16 protein-coding genes are annotated in these 19935 nt (G+C 39.3%); 7 read left to right on the forward strand and 9 right to left on the reverse strand.

The window, feature by feature from the left end:
• Nucleotides 1–6: 6 nt before the first annotated feature.
• On the forward strand, nucleotides 7–1737 hold the full coding sequence (locus B151_RS0114295) for a PP2C family protein-serine/threonine phosphatase (protein WP_020404336.1): 1731 nt from the start codon (nucleotides 7–9) through the stop codon (nucleotides 1735–1737).
• On the opposite strand, the gene B151_RS0114300 is transcribed toward B151_RS0114295, so the two are convergent.
• From B151_RS0114300 to B151_RS0114310, 3 genes are all read right to left on the reverse strand, one after another.
• On the reverse strand, nucleotides 1730–3238 hold the full coding sequence (locus tag B151_RS0114300) for an MltF family protein (RefSeq protein WP_020404337.1): 1509 nt from the start codon (nucleotides 3236–3238) through the stop codon (nucleotides 1730–1732). The genes B151_RS0114295 and B151_RS0114300 overlap by 8 nt on opposite strands.
• Before the next feature lie 273 nt (nucleotides 3239–3511).
• A complete protein-coding gene (locus tag B151_RS0114305; protein ID WP_157471035.1) occupies nucleotides 3512–4426 on the reverse strand; it encodes a DMT family transporter in 915 nt (304 codons plus the stop codon).
• A 6-nt stretch (nucleotides 4427–4432) separates the two neighbouring features.
• Nucleotides 4433–4840 (reverse strand): DUF4293 domain-containing protein, encoded by a 408-nt coding sequence (locus tag B151_RS0114310; protein ID WP_071594711.1) that lies wholly within the window; start codon nucleotides 4838–4840, stop codon nucleotides 4433–4435.
• Between the two features lie 191 nt (nucleotides 4841–5031).
• Between B151_RS0114310 and B151_RS0114315 the strand changes: the two genes are divergently transcribed.
• Genes B151_RS0114315 through B151_RS0114340 form a run of 6 tightly spaced genes read left to right on the forward strand, consistent with a single transcriptional unit; the run spans nucleotide 5032 to nucleotide 12270 of the window.
• Entirely contained in the window at nucleotides 5032–5937 is a 906-nt protein-coding gene (locus tag B151_RS0114315) for a DMT family transporter (protein ID WP_020404340.1), read from the forward strand.
• The gene (locus B151_RS0114320; protein WP_020404341.1) at nucleotides 5934–7649 is read left to right on the forward strand and encodes a polysaccharide biosynthesis/export family protein; all 1716 of its coding nucleotides are present in this window, start codon (nucleotides 5934–5936) and stop codon (nucleotides 7647–7649) included. Before B151_RS0114315 ends, B151_RS0114320 begins: the two co-directional genes overlap by 4 nt.
• Nucleotides 7649–8803: a GumC family protein gene (locus B151_RS0114325; RefSeq protein WP_020404342.1), complete on the forward strand. Its 1155-nt coding sequence runs from the start codon at nucleotides 7649–7651 to the stop codon at nucleotides 8801–8803. Before B151_RS0114320 ends, B151_RS0114325 begins: the two co-directional genes overlap by 1 nt.
• A gap of 1 nt (nucleotide 8804) precedes the next feature.
• Nucleotides 8805–10178, forward strand: a complete 1374-nt coding sequence (locus tag B151_RS0114330; RefSeq protein WP_020404343.1) for an O-antigen ligase family protein — start codon at nucleotides 8805–8807, stop codon at nucleotides 10176–10178.
• Nucleotides 10175–11068: a glycosyltransferase family 2 protein gene (locus B151_RS19700; protein WP_020404344.1), complete on the forward strand. Its 894-nt coding sequence runs from the start codon at nucleotides 10175–10177 to the stop codon at nucleotides 11066–11068. Before B151_RS0114330 ends, B151_RS19700 begins: the two co-directional genes overlap by 4 nt.
• A gap of 11 nt (nucleotides 11069–11079) precedes the next feature.
• Complete coding sequence (locus tag B151_RS0114340; protein ID WP_040517124.1) at nucleotides 11080–12270, forward strand: glycosyltransferase family 4 protein; 1191 nt, start codon at nucleotides 11080–11082, stop codon at nucleotides 12268–12270.
• Between the two features lie 8 nt (nucleotides 12271–12278).
• Here the strand turns inward: B151_RS0114340 and B151_RS0114345 are convergent, their stop codons facing one another.
• The 6 genes from B151_RS0114345 to pyrR all read right to left on the reverse strand — a co-directional run bounded on the left by B151_RS0114345 (nucleotide 12279) and on the right by pyrR (nucleotide 19908).
• The gene (locus B151_RS0114345; protein ID WP_040517125.1) at nucleotides 12279–13775 is read right to left on the reverse strand and encodes an oligosaccharide flippase family protein; all 1497 of its coding nucleotides are present in this window, start codon (nucleotides 13773–13775) and stop codon (nucleotides 12279–12281) included.
• A complete protein-coding gene (locus tag B151_RS0114350) occupies nucleotides 13772–14422 on the reverse strand; it encodes an O-methyltransferase (protein WP_020404347.1) in 651 nt (216 codons plus the stop codon). The genes B151_RS0114345 and B151_RS0114350 overlap by 4 nt, the downstream gene beginning before the upstream one ends.
• A 5-nt stretch (nucleotides 14423–14427) precedes the next feature.
• Complete coding sequence (locus tag B151_RS0114355) at nucleotides 14428–15312, reverse strand: glycosyltransferase (RefSeq protein ID WP_169332223.1); 885 nt, start codon at nucleotides 15310–15312, stop codon at nucleotides 14428–14430.
• Nucleotides 15313–17253: 1941 nt separating this feature from the next.
• Complete coding sequence (locus tag B151_RS0114365; RefSeq protein WP_020404350.1) at nucleotides 17254–18360, reverse strand: glycosyltransferase family 2 protein; 1107 nt, start codon at nucleotides 18358–18360, stop codon at nucleotides 17254–17256.
• A 47-nt stretch (nucleotides 18361–18407) separates the two neighbouring features.
• Nucleotides 18408–19367 carry an aspartate carbamoyltransferase catalytic subunit gene (locus tag B151_RS0114370; protein ID WP_020404351.1) on the reverse strand — a complete coding sequence of 320 codons (960 nt, stop codon included), beginning with the start codon at nucleotides 19365–19367 and terminating at the stop codon, nucleotides 18408–18410.
• Nucleotides 19357–19908: a bifunctional pyr operon transcriptional regulator/uracil phosphoribosyltransferase PyrR gene (pyrR, locus tag B151_RS0114375; protein ID WP_020404352.1), complete on the reverse strand. Its 552-nt coding sequence runs from the start codon at nucleotides 19906–19908 to the stop codon at nucleotides 19357–19359. The genes B151_RS0114370 and pyrR overlap by 11 nt, the downstream gene beginning before the upstream one ends.
• Between the last annotated feature and the right edge of the window lie 27 nt (nucleotides 19909–19935).

Here is a 19935-nt window from a genome sequence, read left to right on the forward strand (position 1 = left end):
ACCATCGTGAAAACAAGTAACTCAGCTCTTCAAAATTCTGACGACCGGCAAAGCCGCTTTGAGCTTCGTACACTCCTCGAAACAAGCCGGATGCTCATCGAATCGCAGGAACCTGATTTTGTATTAAACAACCTGCTGCTGATCACTATGGGAAAACTACTGGTTCCCAAAGGTATGATCCTGATCAACCAGGATTCAGACCACATGTATCAGATCAGCAAGATCAAAGGCCGCAATGCCCTGGAAGAGGGAGAAGTGATCAAGGTTGAGTTCCCGGTCGATCAGCTCGATTGTTCAGTGCTTCATGGGAATGAACTTCCTGAGATCACTAAGAAATTGGGATTGGGAGAAGATAGCGTCTTTTTTAATCTGAGAACCACCAATCATCACCTTGGTTTTTTATGCCTCGGCCCCAAAGGCACCAAAAAACCCTTAACAGATGGGGAACTTGAATTCATCGAAAGCCTGACCATTATTTCGTCAGTAGCTATTGCCAACTCCCGAATGTTCCAGGAATTGCGGCTCATCAACCGAAAACTGGACCGCAAAGTGCATGACCTGAATACACTGCTGGAACTCAGTAAAGATTTTAATATGATGGTTGACCGGGATGAAATAGCCCGAACGTTCAAGTTCGCCATGTTGGGCCAGATGCTCATCCGTACCTTCTTTTTTGTGCTTGATGAGAACGGAGAAAAATCGATGGTAGCCGATAGCGGCTTGAAAGCAAAGCCCTCGCAAAAAGAACTTCAACAGATGTTTGAGCTTGATGATGTATTTTTTTGTGAAGATGATCACGACTGCTCATTTTTAGAAAAAAATGACATCAAGCTATTGATAGGGCTTCGCTTTCAAAATGAAAAAATTGCGGTTGTAGGGGTGGGAGCCCCCGCTAATAAACAACCATACAATAACGAGCAGGTTAATTTTCTACAGTCTTTGGGCAACCTCGCTTTACTTACCATTCAGAAAACTTACTTACTGGAAGAGCGCATTGAGAAGCAACGCATGGAAGAAGATCTCAACCTTGCCAAAACTATACAGCAAGGCTTACTTCCCTCTCCCATTCCCACCATCGAAGGATTTGATCTGGCTGCAACCAATGTATCATCGTACCAGGTTGGAGGGGATTATTTTGACATCGTGAACACCCCCGATGGCGGTCATTTACTGGCTATTGCAGATGTAACCGGCAAAGGCGTTTCAGCCTCCCTTCTCATGGCCAATCTTCAGTCTATGTTACATGCGCTGGCTCCTATTGATATTTCACTCTCCGGGGCAACCGACAGTATCAATGATATCATCCATGAAAATACCCCACCTGATAAATTCATTACCTTCTTTTGGGGTAAACTCTCATCAGATGGCAAACGATTCGAATACGTTAATGCCGGCCACAACAATCCTCTTTTATTCAGAAAAGGCACAGAAGAACCACAAGAACTGGAGGAAGGCGGACTTATTTTGGGCGCCATGTCTACTATAATGCCTTACGAATCATCTACACTGGAAGTACAACAAGGAGATATCCTTGTATTTTATACTGACGGAGTTACAGAGGCCATGAATCCCGAACAAACCGAAGAATATGAAACCGAAAGACTGACCCGATGCCTTAAAGAAAATCTCCACAGGTCATCAGAAGAGATTATGAATGCCGTGATCGATGATATCATGGAATTTTCGGATGGAGTTCAATACGATGACATCACGCTGATGGTGCTGAAAGTTAATTAAGTGTCTGTAAACCCAATACTCCCGGCGCTGATCTTGATTTACTCTCGTTATAAGCTAAAATAGTTTGATAGGTATTATACCGGTTCATAATCTCGTTTACATAACGCACCGTTTCAATTCCCCTTGTAAATCCGTAACGCGCGTGCTGGTAATATTTACGCTGCATTAATTTCAGTAAAGACTCAGAAACATTTTCCCACTTGTTGGGATTTTTATTTTGATCTATAACCAAACGCCTTGCATCCGCAACATGCCCCATCCCGGCATTATATGTCGCTAAAGCAAAAGCCCACTGATTGGTTGAATCCATATAGGAGTAGTGCTCAAGGTGAGAAGATAAGATCTTGGCCCCCTCCCTGATATTTACTTCCGGGATATAGAGCGAATCAGAAGAGATCTCGGAAAAACGAGGCATCACCTGCATAATCCCCACAGCTCCCGCCCAGCTCACAGAAGTAGGGTTGAACTTCGATTCCTGTGCAGCTATAGCCGTCAACATAACCCAATCCAGATCATACTCATCGGCAACTTGTTTGATCATTTCATCATATGGCGAAATGACCCCAAATTGCTCACCCCTTAGATTGGGACTGAAATATTCCGCAATTTGATCACCGGACCTGAAATACTTCTTTCGCAAAACGTTTAGAAAAGCAGAGCGCTTGGGGATCCCATTTTCATCGAACCTGAAATGCTTATAAAGAAACTGATTTAATTTATGTTCCAGATCAGGGGCGTTTTTACGGACAGCCCAGGCAATGGTATCATTTTCAGCAATTAAAGGACCTTTAACCAATCCATTCATGTATTTATCGGCTGCGTTGAAGATATTGTCATCCGCCACGGTAGCCTCGTATGTTCCATCGGCAACCTGAAAAAGAACACTTTCGGTATCCATATCGTCCGGAATGATCTGAATACTGACCGGAAACCCTTCGTTTTGCAGTTCTTTAAGACGAACGTAATATGAACTATTTCTTCTCACACTGATCGTAATACCTTCCATTTCAGAGATACTTTCAGGTGTTCTACCGAGCTCCTCCGACACTATAACAAGCTGATCCACCAAATTATAGGGACGGGTGAAATTGACCACCTGCTTTCGTTCCGGCGTGATGGTATAGTTGGCAGCAATAATGTCACCCCGGCCGCTATTCAGCAAATCATACGGACTTTCATCGGTGCCCGTAATCACTACTTCCAGTGCAAGGTCATTTTCTTCCGTAAATGCTTTCAAAAGCTCGTACTCGAACCCTACCTGCACTCCTTTGTATAGAAAATAAGAGCCGGAACTGTAGCTGGTAATCATACGCAGTACGCCATTCCGTTTTATTTCTGCAAAATCCTTTTTAACGGGCTTTGTTACAGAGACAGACAAGTCTTCAGGGTGGGCATCTTTTTGTGTTGATTCAGTATTGCAGCTTGTAAACATCATGAGGCTGCAGCCACTCAACAACAAATATTTGGATACCCCTGTAATATTATCAGTTTGAAAAAGCATGAATTGGTGTTATTTGCATTATTATTGAAATAATAATTCTACAATTCCTTCTTCCGGATGCATAATACGCTAATTAGTTGGAAATTTCCGCTTCTTTAGTAATGTCTAATTTATTCGCACTCTTTAACGCATCAATGATGAATAAGGTTCATACCTTACCTATCAAACTGTTTAATAAGCATATAAATACCCTAAAACCATTGCTCAAACCTTTTTCATCGCCCCTCATATTTTTTATCTGTGCTGATATAGAAAGGCTTTTTTGACCGTTAATTATTTTTTTAATGCTTCCCCGGGTTTCTTTTTCCATGTTAAAGTCACCCCAACTAATGTGATGGCGATTGCCAGAAATGACAGAGCATGGGGTAACTCTCCCAATATAAAAAAGGCAAGTACGGTAGCAAACACAGGTTCCGTTAAGATCAATGTGGATAGCAAGGTGGGTGAGACAAACTTAACAGCATAGTTCAGTGACCCGTGTCCCATTAGTTGAGGGCCAAGAGCAAGACCAATTCCCACCCAAATCAAAACCGGATCAATGGATGAAGAAGGGATTCCTTCCACTGCCAACAGGATCACAACACAAGTAGCCGCAGCATATCCATATACAGGAAATACATATCCCAACCAAGACCTGTTTTGACGTACTTTTTGTCCGATCAAAAAATAAACGGCAAAGATAGCTGCTGCTGCAAAAGCCATTCCGTTCCCCAGAACAGGATTCAAAAATGCACTTTCGTTATTATAGTCTGATATGCCCAAAAGTACCGACCCGCCAAAGGCTACAAAAACACCGATCCAAACGGTTACGGGAAACTTCATCTTATACAAGGCACGTTCAGCTACAATAAGCATAATAGGATGTATTGTAACCAAAACAGATGCGGAGGCGACCGATGTGTAATATAATGAGCTTATCCAGAGTGTAAAATGCAGCCCCAACGCAATTCCGGCCAAAGCCATCCACTTTGTCTCATTTCCGACCGGTTTCAGATCATATTTATTGCTTTTCTTTTGGTAGATGTAAAATGGAATGAGCATCAAAAAAGCTCCAACCGTACGAATAGCAACTAAAAGCAAGGCTGAATGCGCTGTTGCAAACTTCACCAATATTGGGGCAAAACCAAAGGTAGTCAACCCAATGGCCAACACTATAAATATCTTAAATCTGGAATACGCCTGACTCAAAACTACCTACCGAATTCTGTCCATAGACCGGACGAGTTCTTCATCTTTTCGGATGAAGCGGAGGGCAAGTATCTGAAATATCAGCCCAATAAACACCAGTCCGGTACCGAGAGCTTCATCCCATAAATACGTCCCAATTCCGCCTAAAGAGAATAATACCCCTACGCAAAAGCCGAAAGCCACAACCTGCAGCAAAGCAGATCTTTTTACCCAAATAATTTGGTTTTTGCGGTTTTTATAAAGAAACACACAAACCACATTAAGTATCATGGGAATTACCAAAGAAATAGCCAATCCATAACCGATCCATAACTGAGGGTCGGCCATAGCCTTTTCATAGATAGGGGTGAAATAAGCTCCCAGATTCAATAAAGAAGCGAGTACTAAAAAAACAGTTTGAAGACGTTGTATCACGGAGATTTTCTTTTGCTTTAATTTTGGTCAAAGATAAAAGTTTTAATCAATAAAAAGCCGGATATATCTTCCGGAAATCTGACATCGTGCAGATCATTTAAAAGGCGTTCCCAAGGATGATTTCTATCAATAAGCGGTTCGGTTTAAAGTCAAAATCACCGTACCTTTGGCCTCACTAAAAATCTGAGACGGTGATCCGCAAATATCTAATTGACCTCAGCCTTATTCTTGTTGCCATCATTTGGGCGCTCAATTTCAGCATCGTAAAGGTCTCCCTTCGCGAGATGGATCCCTACAGTTTTAATGCGCTCCGGTTCATTTTTGCTACCATTTTGCTCACATATGCAGCGTACAAGCGTGGATTTTCCCTCAAAGTTAAAAGAGAACATTTTTGGAGACTGGTGGCCATCGGTATTTTGGGGAATGTATTTTATCAACTCTTTTTCATCATTGGCGTGAATTATACCTATGCTGCCAATGCGGCCGTCATGCTTGGTACCATTCCTATCTGGGTCGCCCTTCTGTCTCAATTTTTCACGGACGAAAAATTAACTTTTTTAACGGCAAGCGGAGTCTTTTTTGCATTCCTCGGTGTTACCCTTATCATCATGGGCGGAGAAGGAACCCTTTCTTTTGAATCAGAAACCTTTACGGGGAATTTAATCACTTTACTGGCTGCACTTTGCTGGGCCACATTCACTATTCTCTCCAGAAAATATCTACGGGTTTACAGTCCGCTGCAATATTCTGCATTTATGTCGGTTGTGGGACTGGCAGGACTGCTGCTAATTGGTATTCCCTTTTTGATCAAATTAGACTGGACACAGATAAGCGCCATAGGATATGGAGGAATATTTTACAGTGGAGCCCTTTCGGTGGGTTTGGCCTATATTATCTGGAATAATGGGATCAAGAAGATAGGGGCTGTTCGCACCGCAGCCTACCAAAATCTGGTACCCGTATTAGGATTGGTATTTGGACTCGTTTTATTAGGTGAAGAACTCTCGGTTCTTCAATATATTGGAGCGGCTTTGGTGATTGCCGGTATTGTACTTGCACGCCTTAAATTAAATCGAATTTTAAAGAACAAAGAATGAAGCTTATTAAATTACTCACTCTTGCTGCAACATTTGTTTTATTTGTTGGAACACAATTACATGCACAAAGCAATGGAGAAGAAGCAACCGCCCAAAGCCCATTCGATTTTGACCTAAACTCTTCTTTTGGGGGATTATTTTTTCAAGACCAAATTGGGCTTCAGATTGCACGTAGTGGTGTTAATATAGAAGGAGTCATTGATAAAGATAAATACCGCCTTGGATCAAATGACCTAATTTCCATAGATATAAAAGGTTCTCAACCGGTTCAAATGCGAGGTATTGTAGTTAACCCTCAAGGTGAAATTGTTATTCCAGTAGGTGGAATTATAAATGTAAGTGGCAAAACCATCACCGAAGCTCAGAACGAAATTAAAAAACGGATATCTGAAACATTTAAAGACCCCAAAGTTGAAATTTCTCTGGATAAACCCAAGCCGGTAACAGTTCACATAAATGGTGAGGTTCCACATCCGGGTAAATATATTTTACCCGCGCAGTCCCGTGTTGATTTTGCCATTTATCAGTCAATTACTGACGGTCAGCGCTCCCCGAATGCTGAAGCAGTTTATTCAGCATCAGACCTTTTAAACCAAAGCTATAGCTTTAGGAATATTGTAATTTCACATAAAGACGGAACCAAAGATACAGCCGATCTAATTTCCTACTACAATACTGGTCAATTTGATAAAAATCCATTTGTAAGAGATGGCGATGCAATTACAATTTACCAAGCACAAACTAATGATGATCGTGTAAGTGTATCCGGAGCGGTAAGAAGCCCTTTTGAAGTCCACTTTTTGAAAACCGACACTCCCTACTCATTATTACAAATTGCCGGTGGCTTTAATAATGATGCTGATACATCTGCGCTTATTATTTTAAGAAGGTCGAATGGATCCATTAACCAAATTAAGCTGTCACCAAATAAATGGAAGAATTTCAAGCTTGAACCGAATGATCGAATAATCGTTCAAAAAAAGGAGCGTACAAAAGAGGCTGCTTCAGCTTGGATTTCGGGTGAAGTAACAATGCCCGGTAATTTTCCAATTATAAATGGCTCAACCACAGCCTATGAATTGCTAAAATGGGCCGGCAACTTCACCAATCAAGCATTACCTCATGCTGGATATCTGATTCGTTCCGGCTCTATTGAAAACGAATTGCCTAACAAATTCAATGCTGATCTAATGAAACGTACATCTGATCAGCTTGTACAGGGATTAGAATATTTAGAAGTTGAAAATCAATTAAGCCAAAACCGTGTCCATGTGGATTTAACGGATAATGAACAGCTTCAACAAGTTAAACTTTTTGATGGTGACCGGCTTTTTGTTCCAAGAGATGAAAATACCGTTTTTGTTTTCGGCCAGGTTAACAACCCCGGGTATTTTCCTTATGATGATGGAAGAAATTCAGTAACAAACTACATCTTACGCGCCGGTGGATTTTCTTTGGCAGCCGACCAGAAGCGTGTTTATATCATTAAAGCTGGAAATAAAGCATGGTATAAACCTGCAAATACAACTCTGCAATCAGGAGATATGATATTTGTTGACAGAGAACCTTATGATGAATTAAACGCGAAACGTTCATATCAGGTACAAAGAGAACAGTTAAAAAATACCCGAATTCAACTCATTATGACAGCCTTAACTACTATAACCAGCATTGTTACAACACTGGTTGCAATAGATGTAATTAGAAAATAATGACAAATCCTGAATACAAATCGCCATCCTGGCCCGACATATTTCGATATCTCTATAAACATAAAATTGCCATTTTAGGCATTTCATTTACTGTTGCTGTAATTGTTGCAATCATAACCTTATTTATACCAAATAGGTATACATCAACAGCCAACCTGTTGCCCAGTCAACGTCCGTCTTTAGGATTTGATTTATTCTCAGAAGAAGGAGGGCTTTCAAGTATTGCAAGCTCAGTGTTAGGGAATGGAGTTAGTGAAGAATCTAACCGATATATTGTTTTATTAAGCAGTTACACCACAAGTAAAAGGGTGGTTGAAAAATTTAATCTCATAGAAAAATATGAGTTATCTGAAAGCCAAGCCCCAATGAAGTATGCCATTGACATCCTGAGTGATAGAACCACTTTTGAAAGTCAAGAGGAAGGTAATTTCATAATTTCTGTAGAAGATGAAGACCCAGAGTTAGCAAAAGATATGGCTGAATTCTACATAACCGTTCTTAATGAAATCAATACTCGAATAGTCACCAAAGATGCCCGTCAGTATAGGGAATTCATCGAAAAAAGATATCAGAAAGCCCTAACAGATGCTGATAGCTTGAAACAAGAAATTATCCGATTTCAAAATAAATATGGAGTCATAGAACTGCCCGAACAGGTTAAAGCTTACTTTAGTCTCATTGGCGGATTAACAGCACGACAAATTGAATCCGAGCTAAAATTAAAAGTACTTTCTGAAACTGTAAAAGAGAATAGCGATAGTTATAGAAATGCCCAAATTGAGTATAAATCTATATCAAGAGCTTTAAATGAAGCATACTCAGATTCAAATAGGTTTAATATTTTATTAAATTTTAATGAGTTGCCCTACATTTCTACAACTTATTATGAGCTTACCCTGCAGGCGGAAATTCAAGGTGAGATTCAAAAATTCCTACTTCCCGTTTATGAACAAGCAAAGATGGAAGAAGCCAAATCACTTCCAATAGTAAGTGTTGTTGACGAGCCAATTGTTCCAAAGTTAAAAAGTTACCCAAAACGCTCTCTTATCGTAATTGCAGCAGGCTTTTCAGCCTTTATTCTTATTCTTTTATATTTCATTTTGAAATTAAGTATTACGAAAAACAAAGAATACTTCGCGTATTTCAAAAATTGATATGACCTATTCGGAAAGTTTGTCTAAATATCTTGAGTATGCGGTGATTATATCTGCTACTTCTTTGATATTTGCTGTTATAAGCTTCAAAGGAGGTACTTACTCTCCTATAATCATTTTTTCTACAGGAGCAATTCTGTTGTCAATCTATTTACTCAGTAAAATAGAAGGTGCTTTTTTTCTATCTTCCCTTCTATTTGCTATTCCGATATTAGAAGGAACCGAAGGTATCAGTACTTTGGAAGCGCCATTTTATATTTTCTCTCTTATTATAGCTGCTTATATCGGCTTAGAGATGATAAGAGGAAATATAATCACGGAAACTACTCACGATAAACTTTACCTATTCCTGCTGCTTCTTTTACCAGTAGCTTCACTTTTGGGTATTTTTAGTGGTGCATCGAAAATTTCAGCCATTGGTGAAATTACTTATTTTTTAGGTTTATTGTTTTATTTCCCTGTTAGAAGACATTTAGGAAATAAAACTTTCCAACACATATTGATGGGCATTGTTCTCATTTTTCTTGGGTATGTATTAATTCGGAATATAATCAATTACCGGGCTATTATTGTTCAAGCAGTTTTACCCTGGCAAGCTGAAAAAGCACGGGTAGCTGCCAACGAGTTTATTTTGTTAATGGGTTGTTGTTTGTTTATGAGTGCAGCAGCGGTCACAAAGTCATTTATTCGGCAAATAATTTTCACCCTTTTGTTTTGTAGTTTTTTGGGAGGGCTTATTTTGACTCAGAGCCGAGGATATTGGGGAGCATTTTTCTTCGGGGCGATATTTATTTTTTACATCATCAATCGTCAAGGTAAGCGTCGCATACTGTCCACATTAGTAGTATTAGGAGTGGGATTATTTTTATTCGCTTCAGTTTTTTTTGGAGGACTTTTGGATACAGTTATGGAAGGACTGGTTACAAGGTTACAAAGCATCGGTTCAGGAGGATTAGATGTTTCTCTAAAAGACAGACTATATGAATCCCAAACCGTTTTAGGATTGATCCTGCAAAACCCGATAACCGGTTATGGATTAGGTTATATGTTTACAAGGCATGCCCTGTTTTTGGACGTTTTTATACAAACAAGCTTTGTCCATAATGGATATTTAGCTACTTGGTTTAAACTTGGACTTCCGGGACTCATTACTATTATTACTATTTGGATTCTAAATATCCGCTATAGTATTGAACTCTATAATCAAACCGACCAATTTATCCACAAAACATTAGCATTAGGCATTTCCGGAACTATGTTTGGTCTTTTGTTCGTAAACAATACAAGTGCTCAGGTTTTACTATTTGAAAGTGTACTCTTTGTTTCTTTATTCAGTGCGTATTTAAATCATTTTTTGAATAGGGAAAAAACATGAGGCCACTGGTAAGTATAATAACCGTAAACTATTATTCTGAAAAGGAAATTCTGGCATGCTTTAGCTCTATTGAAAAATTTAATTCAGTAAATTATGAGTTTATAGTTGTATCTAATTCTACTTTAAAGCCTGAGTTTAAACAACAGTTTGACTCTGCTAAGAACTTAGTTTTTCATCAAAATGATTCCAACCTTGGTTTTGCTAAAGCCTGTAATACCGGCGCTAAATTAGCGAAAGGAGAATATCTCTTTTTTCTAAATCCAGATACCCGATTTTTAAATGATGTAATTCATCAGCTGATTTCATGCTATCAATCATTTAAGAAACCCGGCTTAATTGGACCAGCAACAGTAAATATCAAAAAAAAAGCTGTACCAACCGCAAAAAACCACATTTCTAAAAAATACTTCCTTTCGCTACTCTTTCCTTTTCTTAATTTTCTGCTTCCCTCAACAGCTAAATCAGGACACTTTTCTCCTCCTTCTACCCAAAAAGTACCTGTAATAAATGGCCACGCTTTGTTTATACGGCATGAAAATTTTAAAAACTTAGGAGGCATGGAAGAAGATTTTTTTATGTACTGGGAGGAAAATGATCTTTGCCTCCGCTTACAACAGTCCGGCCAGAAGGTTATTTATTGTTCAGAAGCTAAGATTCTACACAAATCAGGTACTTCCACGAGTCCTTACTTCACTTTGATGGAAATTGAAAAACACCGCTCCCAGAAAAAATTTGTTCTAAAGCATTATCCCCATTGGAATATTTATAACAGAGTTACAGGAGTTCTGGCTTATTTTTGGCGCACTCTTGCCAGCATATTAATTTTCAGAAGAAGAAAAGCAAAACAGTTTTGGAATATCTTTGTTTGGTATTGCTTTAAGTATAATTGATACTGATTTTGATGAACATTTTACAGATTACACCGCGGTTACCTTTCCCTCCAAATGATGGAGGTGCCGTATATATTTATTACACCACCAAATATTTATCCCGACTTGGCCACAACGTCACCTTAGCCTCTTTAATTTCAAATAAACATGAACAAGAGGCCAAAGCATTAAAAAAATGGGCTACTGTCCATGCCGTTGATGGTCAGTTTAAGCCTTACTCTTTCTTTTCCGCTGCTAAATCATTGTTGAGTCGCTCTCCCATAACTATCCAACACAGGATGAAGCCAGAGCTTATGAGAACTGCTCTGCATGCGGTAAATGATACTCCTGATGTCGTTTTACTTGAAGGGCTACATACCGCAGCTTTCATTGATGATATTGAGAATATCTTCCCAGACTCTCCGGTTGTACTGCGCCAATCCAATGTGGAATATTTATTGCTTAAAAGAAATGCAGCTACTACCGGTAACCCTTTCCTTAAGGCATTTTATTACGACCAGTATAAGCTAATGAAAAAATATGAGGTCAAAGCTATGAGTAGTGTAGATGCAGTTACAGCTATCACAAGATTCGACAAAGAGCTATACCTTGAACACCTTCCTGACCTTACATGTCATGTTAGCCCGGCGGGGGCTGAAATTCCCAAACCACTTGGCATTAAGAGAGAAAAAAATAAGATTCTTGCCATTTCTAACTGGAGATGGAAACCTAACTATGATGGCTTAAAGTGGTTTTTAGAAAAAATATGGCCAGACCTTATAGCTCTAAAACCAGACCTGAAGTTATTTGTAGCCGGTGAAGGACTGAACAATAGATTTCAAAGAAAATTCGCCCATTCCAGCATTCAATTCCTCGGGTTTGTAGATAACCTCGAACCACTGAGACAATCATCCTCATTATTTATCGCCCCATTATTTAGCGGGTCTGGAATGAAACTGAAAGTTATTGAAGGTATGGCAAGTGGATTACCTATTATCACAACAAAAATAGGCGCAGAAGGCATTGAAATAAAAAATGGAACGCATTATGTAGAGGCTAATTCAAAAAAAGACTTTCTAAATGCAATTTTATTTTTGTTGGATAATCCTGAAAAAAGGGAACAGATTTCAAGATCAGCTAAACAAATCGTCAAAGAAAAATATAGCTGGGAATCAATTACAGGTGATCTCGTTGATTTTCTAAAAACGGTTCGTAAAAGTTAAACCCATTATCAAGAATCCAATAAAGCTTTTTTAAGCTTTCCTGTTATCTTAAAAAGATATTTGTGATACGTAATAAGATATATAGTTAATGCTATTGCTGATGTCATGTAGAACATTACTAATTCCAGAAAAGGAAGGCTTAATAAAATCAATGCCCCAAAAATCATTGGCCATACAATCTTTTTCAACATTTCTGATTTTTGCTCTAATAGATTGAAAGCAGCAAACAATAACAAAAGAGTATCCAGAGCTGTAATCCCTAAACTAACAAATGCCACTATATTAATATCTCCGGTTCTGGCAGCAAAATACAAACCAGTCACGAATACTATAATTTCAAATAAATGAAATTTGGCGGGTAAATCCGGTCTATTCAAACCAGGTAAATAGGTTGCTGGGATATATGCAATACCTCTCAGGAAGAATACGACACAAAAAATTTGAGCCACAAATGTGCTTTTCTCTACAAATTCGGCGCCTACCCAAACTTTGAGTCCATAATCAGCAAAAGTTGAGATGATTAAAATAGTAGGGAACAGTAATAACATCACTCCCTTTGATGACTCTAAATAGAGTTTTTCTCTTCGTTCATGAGATTTCGAAGCAAGTGTTGAAAAGGCTGGAAATAACACCGTTATAAAAGCCATTGGAACCATCATTAGCTTAGTCAGCACTTCTAGCGGAGTGGTATAAAAAGTAACCGCTGAAACCGATATTACAGCTGCTATAAAATAGCGGTCAAGTTGGCTGATTAGCGGACCAACTACATTGGATATGGTAACCCATTTTCCGAAGTGGAACATCTTACTCAAATAGACTTTGTTGAAATGAGTTCCTGACCTTAAAGAAGGTTCTGAAATGAGGCCCGAAACTGCAAAAGCAAAAAAAGCGACTATTTTTAGAATGAGAAGTGCAATTACAATTTCAATAAATTCAAATCCAAAAAAATAGAGCAGTAGCAAAGGAAGCAGGTAATTCAATATAGAATTAATGCTTTGAATAACACTTATCGCAAAGAAATTCTGCTCAGCCATAAGCACAGCTCTAAACCCTGTTGTGGCAACTATAAAGGGGACCGCAAAAGATGTGTATAAAAGAGCATCTACGGCAACTTGATTCGTTGTATCAAAAGCCCGGTTCAGAATCAATTCCCCTGTCACGTATAGAATCAACCCGCCTAAAATACCCATTAAAAAAATAGAAATAATCCCTGTCCAGGCTGCTACAGGAATTTCTTCGTACTCATTCGCCCCTATTAGATCAGATACTTCTTTCACTACAGCTCTCCCTATACCTAAATCAAACATGGAAAAATAGCTTATGATCAACCAGATAATAGCCAGCATGCCAAACTTTTCCTCTCCCAGTTCTGAAATAAGATAGGGTAGCGCAAATATACCGACCACTAATGGAAATACCTTGGCCAAAATAGTTATCAAGGTGTTTTGAGCCAGTACTTTATTGCTGGTAAGTCCTGAATATTTAGATCTTTCTTTTTCCTTCACTTGATCAAATTTGAAACCAGGTGCCTGAGATTTGTACTCCAATTATCAATCAGAGAAGTAGTACTCATGCTTTTTCTTCGAACATGTTCTTTTTTTGTAAGAACCAAGAGACCTTTCTTGGTTTTATATCTTTTACATTCAAAACTGTTCGGGTAAAGGCTAAGCCAATTTTTAACTATTTTCATTTCGTCTAGACGGGAAGCATCATCCAAAAAAAATTTCCCTCCTTTCCTTACTTTATCATAAACCTGATACATACAAAACTCTCTGCCTCTTCTCGTCCAATAAGGCGGGCCATCGATAAGTACCGCATCTAAATCATCAGGTAATTCAACTTTTGAGTATGACTTGTACAACCTGCCATCAAGTTTTTGCCATTGCAGAGGTGCATGAATAATCTTCAGATTATCAGTGGCAAGATAATTCTCTTTAAGCTCTCTGGTTTTTCCAGCATATTCTTCATCATGTTCAACTGAATAAATATCTGCATTTTCAAATGCTTGACTTAACCGAACGGAAGAACTTCCCGAGCCGAACTCAACAAATCTTTTTACTTCTTTCTCTTTCAGTTCATCTATTACAACTTCAAAAACTTCTTCACCAAGAGCCCAGGGACCGTCCAGATTTAAAGTATCCTTATTTTTCATGTTATTTATTTACCTGCTACTTCTTGTACAACTTTCTTGATTTCATTTCCCCAAACCTGCCAGTTAAATTTTTCTTCATACGATTGACGTGCATTTAAGCTAAGTTCCTGATAATGACCCGGGTCATGTATGATTCGCTCAATTCTATCCGCGTAGTTTTCACCACTGTCAGAGAGTTCAAAAAGATACCCATTTTTACCTTGTTCAATGATGGTTGATACACCTCCTGTGTTTGTGCCGAGGCATGGCAAGCCAGCGGCAAATGCTTCCACGAATGAAACTCCAAAATTTTCATACCGGGTTGGTAAGATAAAAAAACTAGCCTTGCTGTATAACCATTTAAGTTTTTGAGCTTCTTCCGGTTTTCTTTTATCCAAAAACCCATGAATATGAATCCCATCTTCTTGCACTGGTTCAGGTGGTTGGCAACCACAAATATCAATCGTTGCATTGTACCCGCGTTTCCGAAGCTCCCGAACCGCTTCAATAGCTATTGGAACGCCTTTCCCTTCCCATCGAATACCCACTAAAAGTAATCTGATTTCTTTTGAATCAAGACGTTTAGGCTCCGAAATCTCAAAGTCAACATTTGCTCCATAGGGAATCACATGTACTTTACCCTTTTTGGCTCCATAATCTTTTTTTGCGGAATTGGCGGCCCAAAATGTTGGATATATTAAAGCCGAGGACTTTTCAATAGCAGCCTGCTCTATACAGTTGGCATTTTTAATTGAAAATAAAAGAACATTAGAGAAAGACTCGTAGTAATCTTCAAGCAATGTAACCGTTCCACCTGATAGATAAATAATGGGAATTTTGATATCATCTAAAAAAGCAATTTCTGTGGAAGCATTCGCAGCGAAAATCACATCCGGTTGAATGGTTTTCAAACTTTTCCCAAAAACCTGCCCGTACTTTTTTGAGAGTATTAGAGAATGTTCCGGTAAATAACGTTTCCTTAAAAAAACTCTGCTTATAAGTCCAAATATCCGCAAAAACCAGGTCATATTCAGATGAACAGGCCCCAACGCCACAACCTCAAAGCCCTGCTTCTTTAAACCCTGATACATATTGTAGTGAATACCCGACCAGGATTTTTTATCCTTTGGATCCTGATGGGTCAAATATGCAATCTTAATACTCACTACTTTTTGTTATTTTGAGATTTAAAAATAAATCAAGCTGCATTCGCGCCTGTTCCATTTGTAACAACAGTGAAGGTAATAGTCTTTTTACTGCTAAAGAAATGATGGCTTTAGATAATTTTTATTCAACCTATCAACACTACTCTATTTATCCTTAATGAGCAAATACGCTGAATTTCACGGACATTTTGTTTTTGGTAAANCCCCGCCAGTCCAACCTGAAGGCTGGGAAAAAGAAGCTATAAATGGATCTACACTCACCTTTCATTTTTCGTCAGAGTTTATACCTGTTTACTATAAGAAAACCCGGGTCGGGTTTGTGCTCGGTTACATTTTAGATATCGATGAAATCCTGGAAGACAGAATCTTAATTTTAAGCTCTGATGAATTTTCAACTTTTGAAAATGCCCTCTTTTCCCTTGCCGGGCGTTTTGTTGGATACATCAAACTCCAGAATCAGGAGCGGTTTTATCAAGACCCTTCCGGAGGCATGCCGGCCATTTATTCTAAACAACTTCAACTAATAGCCTCTGTTCCAACTTTATTGTTTGACGATGAAATAGGAAATATCCCACCCCCATTATTTAATGAATTAGACCTACTGAGACGTTACCTATGGTTTCCGGGCCAACTCACCCCATTCAAAAATATACTAAGACTTCTTCCTAATCATTTTTTAGAATTGAATACCTGGGAAACACAAAGGCATTGGCCAACTAATGAAAATTTAAACAAAAGCTCCTCCCCGAAAGAACTTGTTAAGGACATTGGAGTGAAAGTCGCACAGATAATACATTATGCAGCAAAACAAAACGATTTATGGTTAAGCCTTACAGCTGGAAGAGATTCACGGATGTTATTAGCTTGCGCAAGAAATCACCTTGACTCTATTCGATTTTTTACTTTTTCAGGAAAACAAGAAACTATCGATGCTTATACTGCCCGTCAAATTTCAAAAGAGCTTAAGCTTGATTGGGAATTATTACTCACTGAAAGTGCAACGGATGAACAGCTAAATAACTGGCTGAATAAAACAGGATATGCTCTCGCCGATTCTATCACTAAAATACACCCCACACTTAGAAAACTAAATCATTCAGGGATCATAGCACCAGGAATGGCGGGAGAGGTAGGACGTGCATTTTACTGGAAAAGGAATGACACGATGAAAACCCAATTAACTCCAAAATCTCTTTTAACACGATTACAGTTGCCACATCATCCTGCTTTTATTAATTCTGTGGAACACTGGTTGTCTTCAGTAAAAGACTTTGATACATTCACAAAGCTTGATTTGGCTTATATCGAATTACGGCTTGGCTGCTGGGGCATGCCACAAACTTACGGACACCTGCATTTAGCCCAGCATTTGTATCCATTTTCACATCGGGATGTTTTTTTGAATATGCTTAATCTTCCAAATGGTTTCAGAAAGAAACAGCTATTATTTAAGGAATTAATCAACCAACAATGGCCCAAATTACTGGATTATCCCATCAACTCTTATTCAGGATTAAGAAGAATTTGGGGATTTTATCAAAAAACAACTCGGATTCCTGCCTACCTTAAAAAAAAATATAAGCTCTGATGACTTCTCTATTTTACGTCATTTCCATAGCCTAAAATATCTATTAACTTTCTAAGCGTCAGGCTTATAACCAATCAGTTTTGAATTCCTTAATCTCTTTACCAACCTTTAATTCTAAATAATATCTTACGAAGTATCTGATATAGAAACCCACTAAAATGCCCCACTTGCATCACTAAAACACTAAAAAGAGTATTACACCAAAGTAATAGGAATCCCGGACTTTTTTGGTTGCTCGTCCAATTCTCCTTTTGAAAAGATTTCCTGTTTTTTAATACTGTTCGAAAGCTTTCTAATACCACAACAGCTCCGAGGAAAATAGCTACATGGGTAAAGAATAGATTTTGGGGAATCAACAAATCTACTGTCAAATAGATCAACAAAGAACACATAAACAAAAACGGCGTCAACCCACGAATAGGTGAACTCTTAGGGTGCAGCACCTTAGTCAAAAATCGGCCGCGACCGTACCTGAAGTATTGCTTGAACAGTTTTACATAAGAATCCCGCGGATAGTACCAGCTTTTGATCTTGGGGCTTACAAATACACTTTCACCAAAATTCTCTATCAATCGAAGGTTCAACTCCGAATCCTGATTGGTGATATTCTTGGTGTTGAAGCCCCCGATCTCTCGAAGATCTTTGGTCCAGAAACATCCTAAGAAAACAGTATCTGCATATCCTTCGTAGGTTTCATCCATGTACTTGGCGCCACCGTTTCCGAGGAAGCTTTTAACTGCCAGTGCAGTTCCTGCCTGAACCGAGTTGGCTGCTACATAACGTTGGGCTCCTCCCACATTTTTGGCGCCGGTTTCCAGGAATACTTCCACATTCTTTTTCAGATAATCTTCCTGGTAGAGACAATGTCCGTCGGCTCGCAGAAAAATTTCTCCCTTTGCCTGATCAATCATTCGGTTCAACGCAAACGACTGAAATTTGTCGGGGTTATCAATCAGTTTGATCCTGTCGTCCTTTTCAGAAAGCGTATTTACGATTTCCCGGGTTCGGTCGGTACTGCCCCCGTCAGCAACCAGGATCTCCACCAAATTTGGGTATTCAGTATTCAAAAAACCTGATATAACTCTCTCAATATGATCTTCTTCATTTAATGTGGGTATACCGACTGTTACCCCCGGGAAATGCTCAATATCTGGAGACTGGCTTGTAATAAGTGTAGGTGATTTTTCTTGTTTAACTGAAATCAAAACTACGGATTTATCTGCTTAATATAATGTACCTGTCTAAAAAAATACTATACACGATTTCCACCGCTTAGTAAATACAATATAGCCATTCTAACGGCTACCCCGTTTGTCACCTGATCTAAAATGACGGCCCGGTCGCTGTCTGCAACTTCGCTTTCCATTTCTACCCCCCGATTTATTGGGCCGGGATGCATGATCCTGAAATCCGGATATTTGTCGAGGTGATGGAGTTTTATTCCAAATCGTTCGTGATATTCTCTGAGGGAAGGAAAAAACTCGGTGCCGGATTCTTGTCGCTCGAGCTGAATACGCAAAGCCATAGCAATATCACACCAAGCCAGCGTTTCTTCCAAATTGTAAGAAACCTCAACACCCATTTCATGCACAAACACAGGCATCAGTGTTTTTGGACCACATAAGATCACTTCAGCTCCCAGTTTTTTCAACCCAATGATATTCGAGCGAACCACACGGCTGTGGGCAATATCTCCAATGATGGCAATTTTTTTACCGGTAAGATCCGCATGTAGCGTTTGCATGGTGAACATATCCAGCAGGGCTTGGGTGGGGTGTTCGTGCGCGCCATCGCCGGCATTAAGGATCGCCGCATCCACACACTTGGTCAAAAAATGGGGTACTCCCGGACTTTCGTGCCGCACCACTACCATATCAATTTTCATGGAGCTGATATTGCGGATAGTATCCTTGAGTGATTCTCCTTTTTTGGTACTGGATGAACTGGTGGAGAAATTGACTACATCGGCTCCCATGCGTTTTTGAGCCAATTCAAAGGAAAGCCGTGTTCGGGTACTGTTTTCGTAAAAAAGATTGACAATGGTCTTATCCCGAAGGGTAGGCACTTTGGGAACCGGCCGGTCTAAAATCTCCCGGAAATATTTAGCTTGTTCCAACACATAAAGGATGTCTTCACGAGAGTAGTCGGCAAGCCCAAGCAGATGCTTTTGGCTGAAGGGATATTCACCGGATGATTGCTTGTTACTCATCATTGCCCTCCTCTATTTCAACAACATAAACGGCATCTTCACCATCTAGTTCTTTCACTTTCAAACGGACTTCCTCATTTTCGTAGGTTGGAATATATTGACCCATATAATCTGCTGATACCGGCAATTCCCGGTGCCCACGGTCTACCATACAGCAAAACCTGATGCTTCTTGGCCTTCCGTACGACATCAACGCTTCCATAGCAGAGCGTACCGTTCGGCCGGTGTACAATACGTCATCAACCAGCACGATGTCCCGGTCATATAAATCAAAGGGTATTTCGGTGACTTTAACTTCGGGCATTTTGAACTTGGAACGGTAATCATCACGATAAAAAGCGACATCTAGCACCCCGAAGTCAATTTCGGCATCAAAAGATTTTTTGATCTCTTTCAGGATCCGCTTTCCCATGTACACTCCGCGGGTTTGCATGCCAACAATGGCAAGTTGGGAAGTGTCATCATAACCCTCCAAAAACTGATGGGCAAATCGCAGATAAACGCGATCCAGATCTTCGGATGTCATGATTTTGGCTTTCTTCAAGCTATGGTCCCTTCTTTAATAATGCGC

Source organism: Gracilimonas tropica DSM 19535, assembly GCF_000375425.1.
Lineage (GTDB): Bacteria > Bacteroidota > Rhodothermia > Balneolales > Balneolaceae > Gracilimonas > Gracilimonas tropica.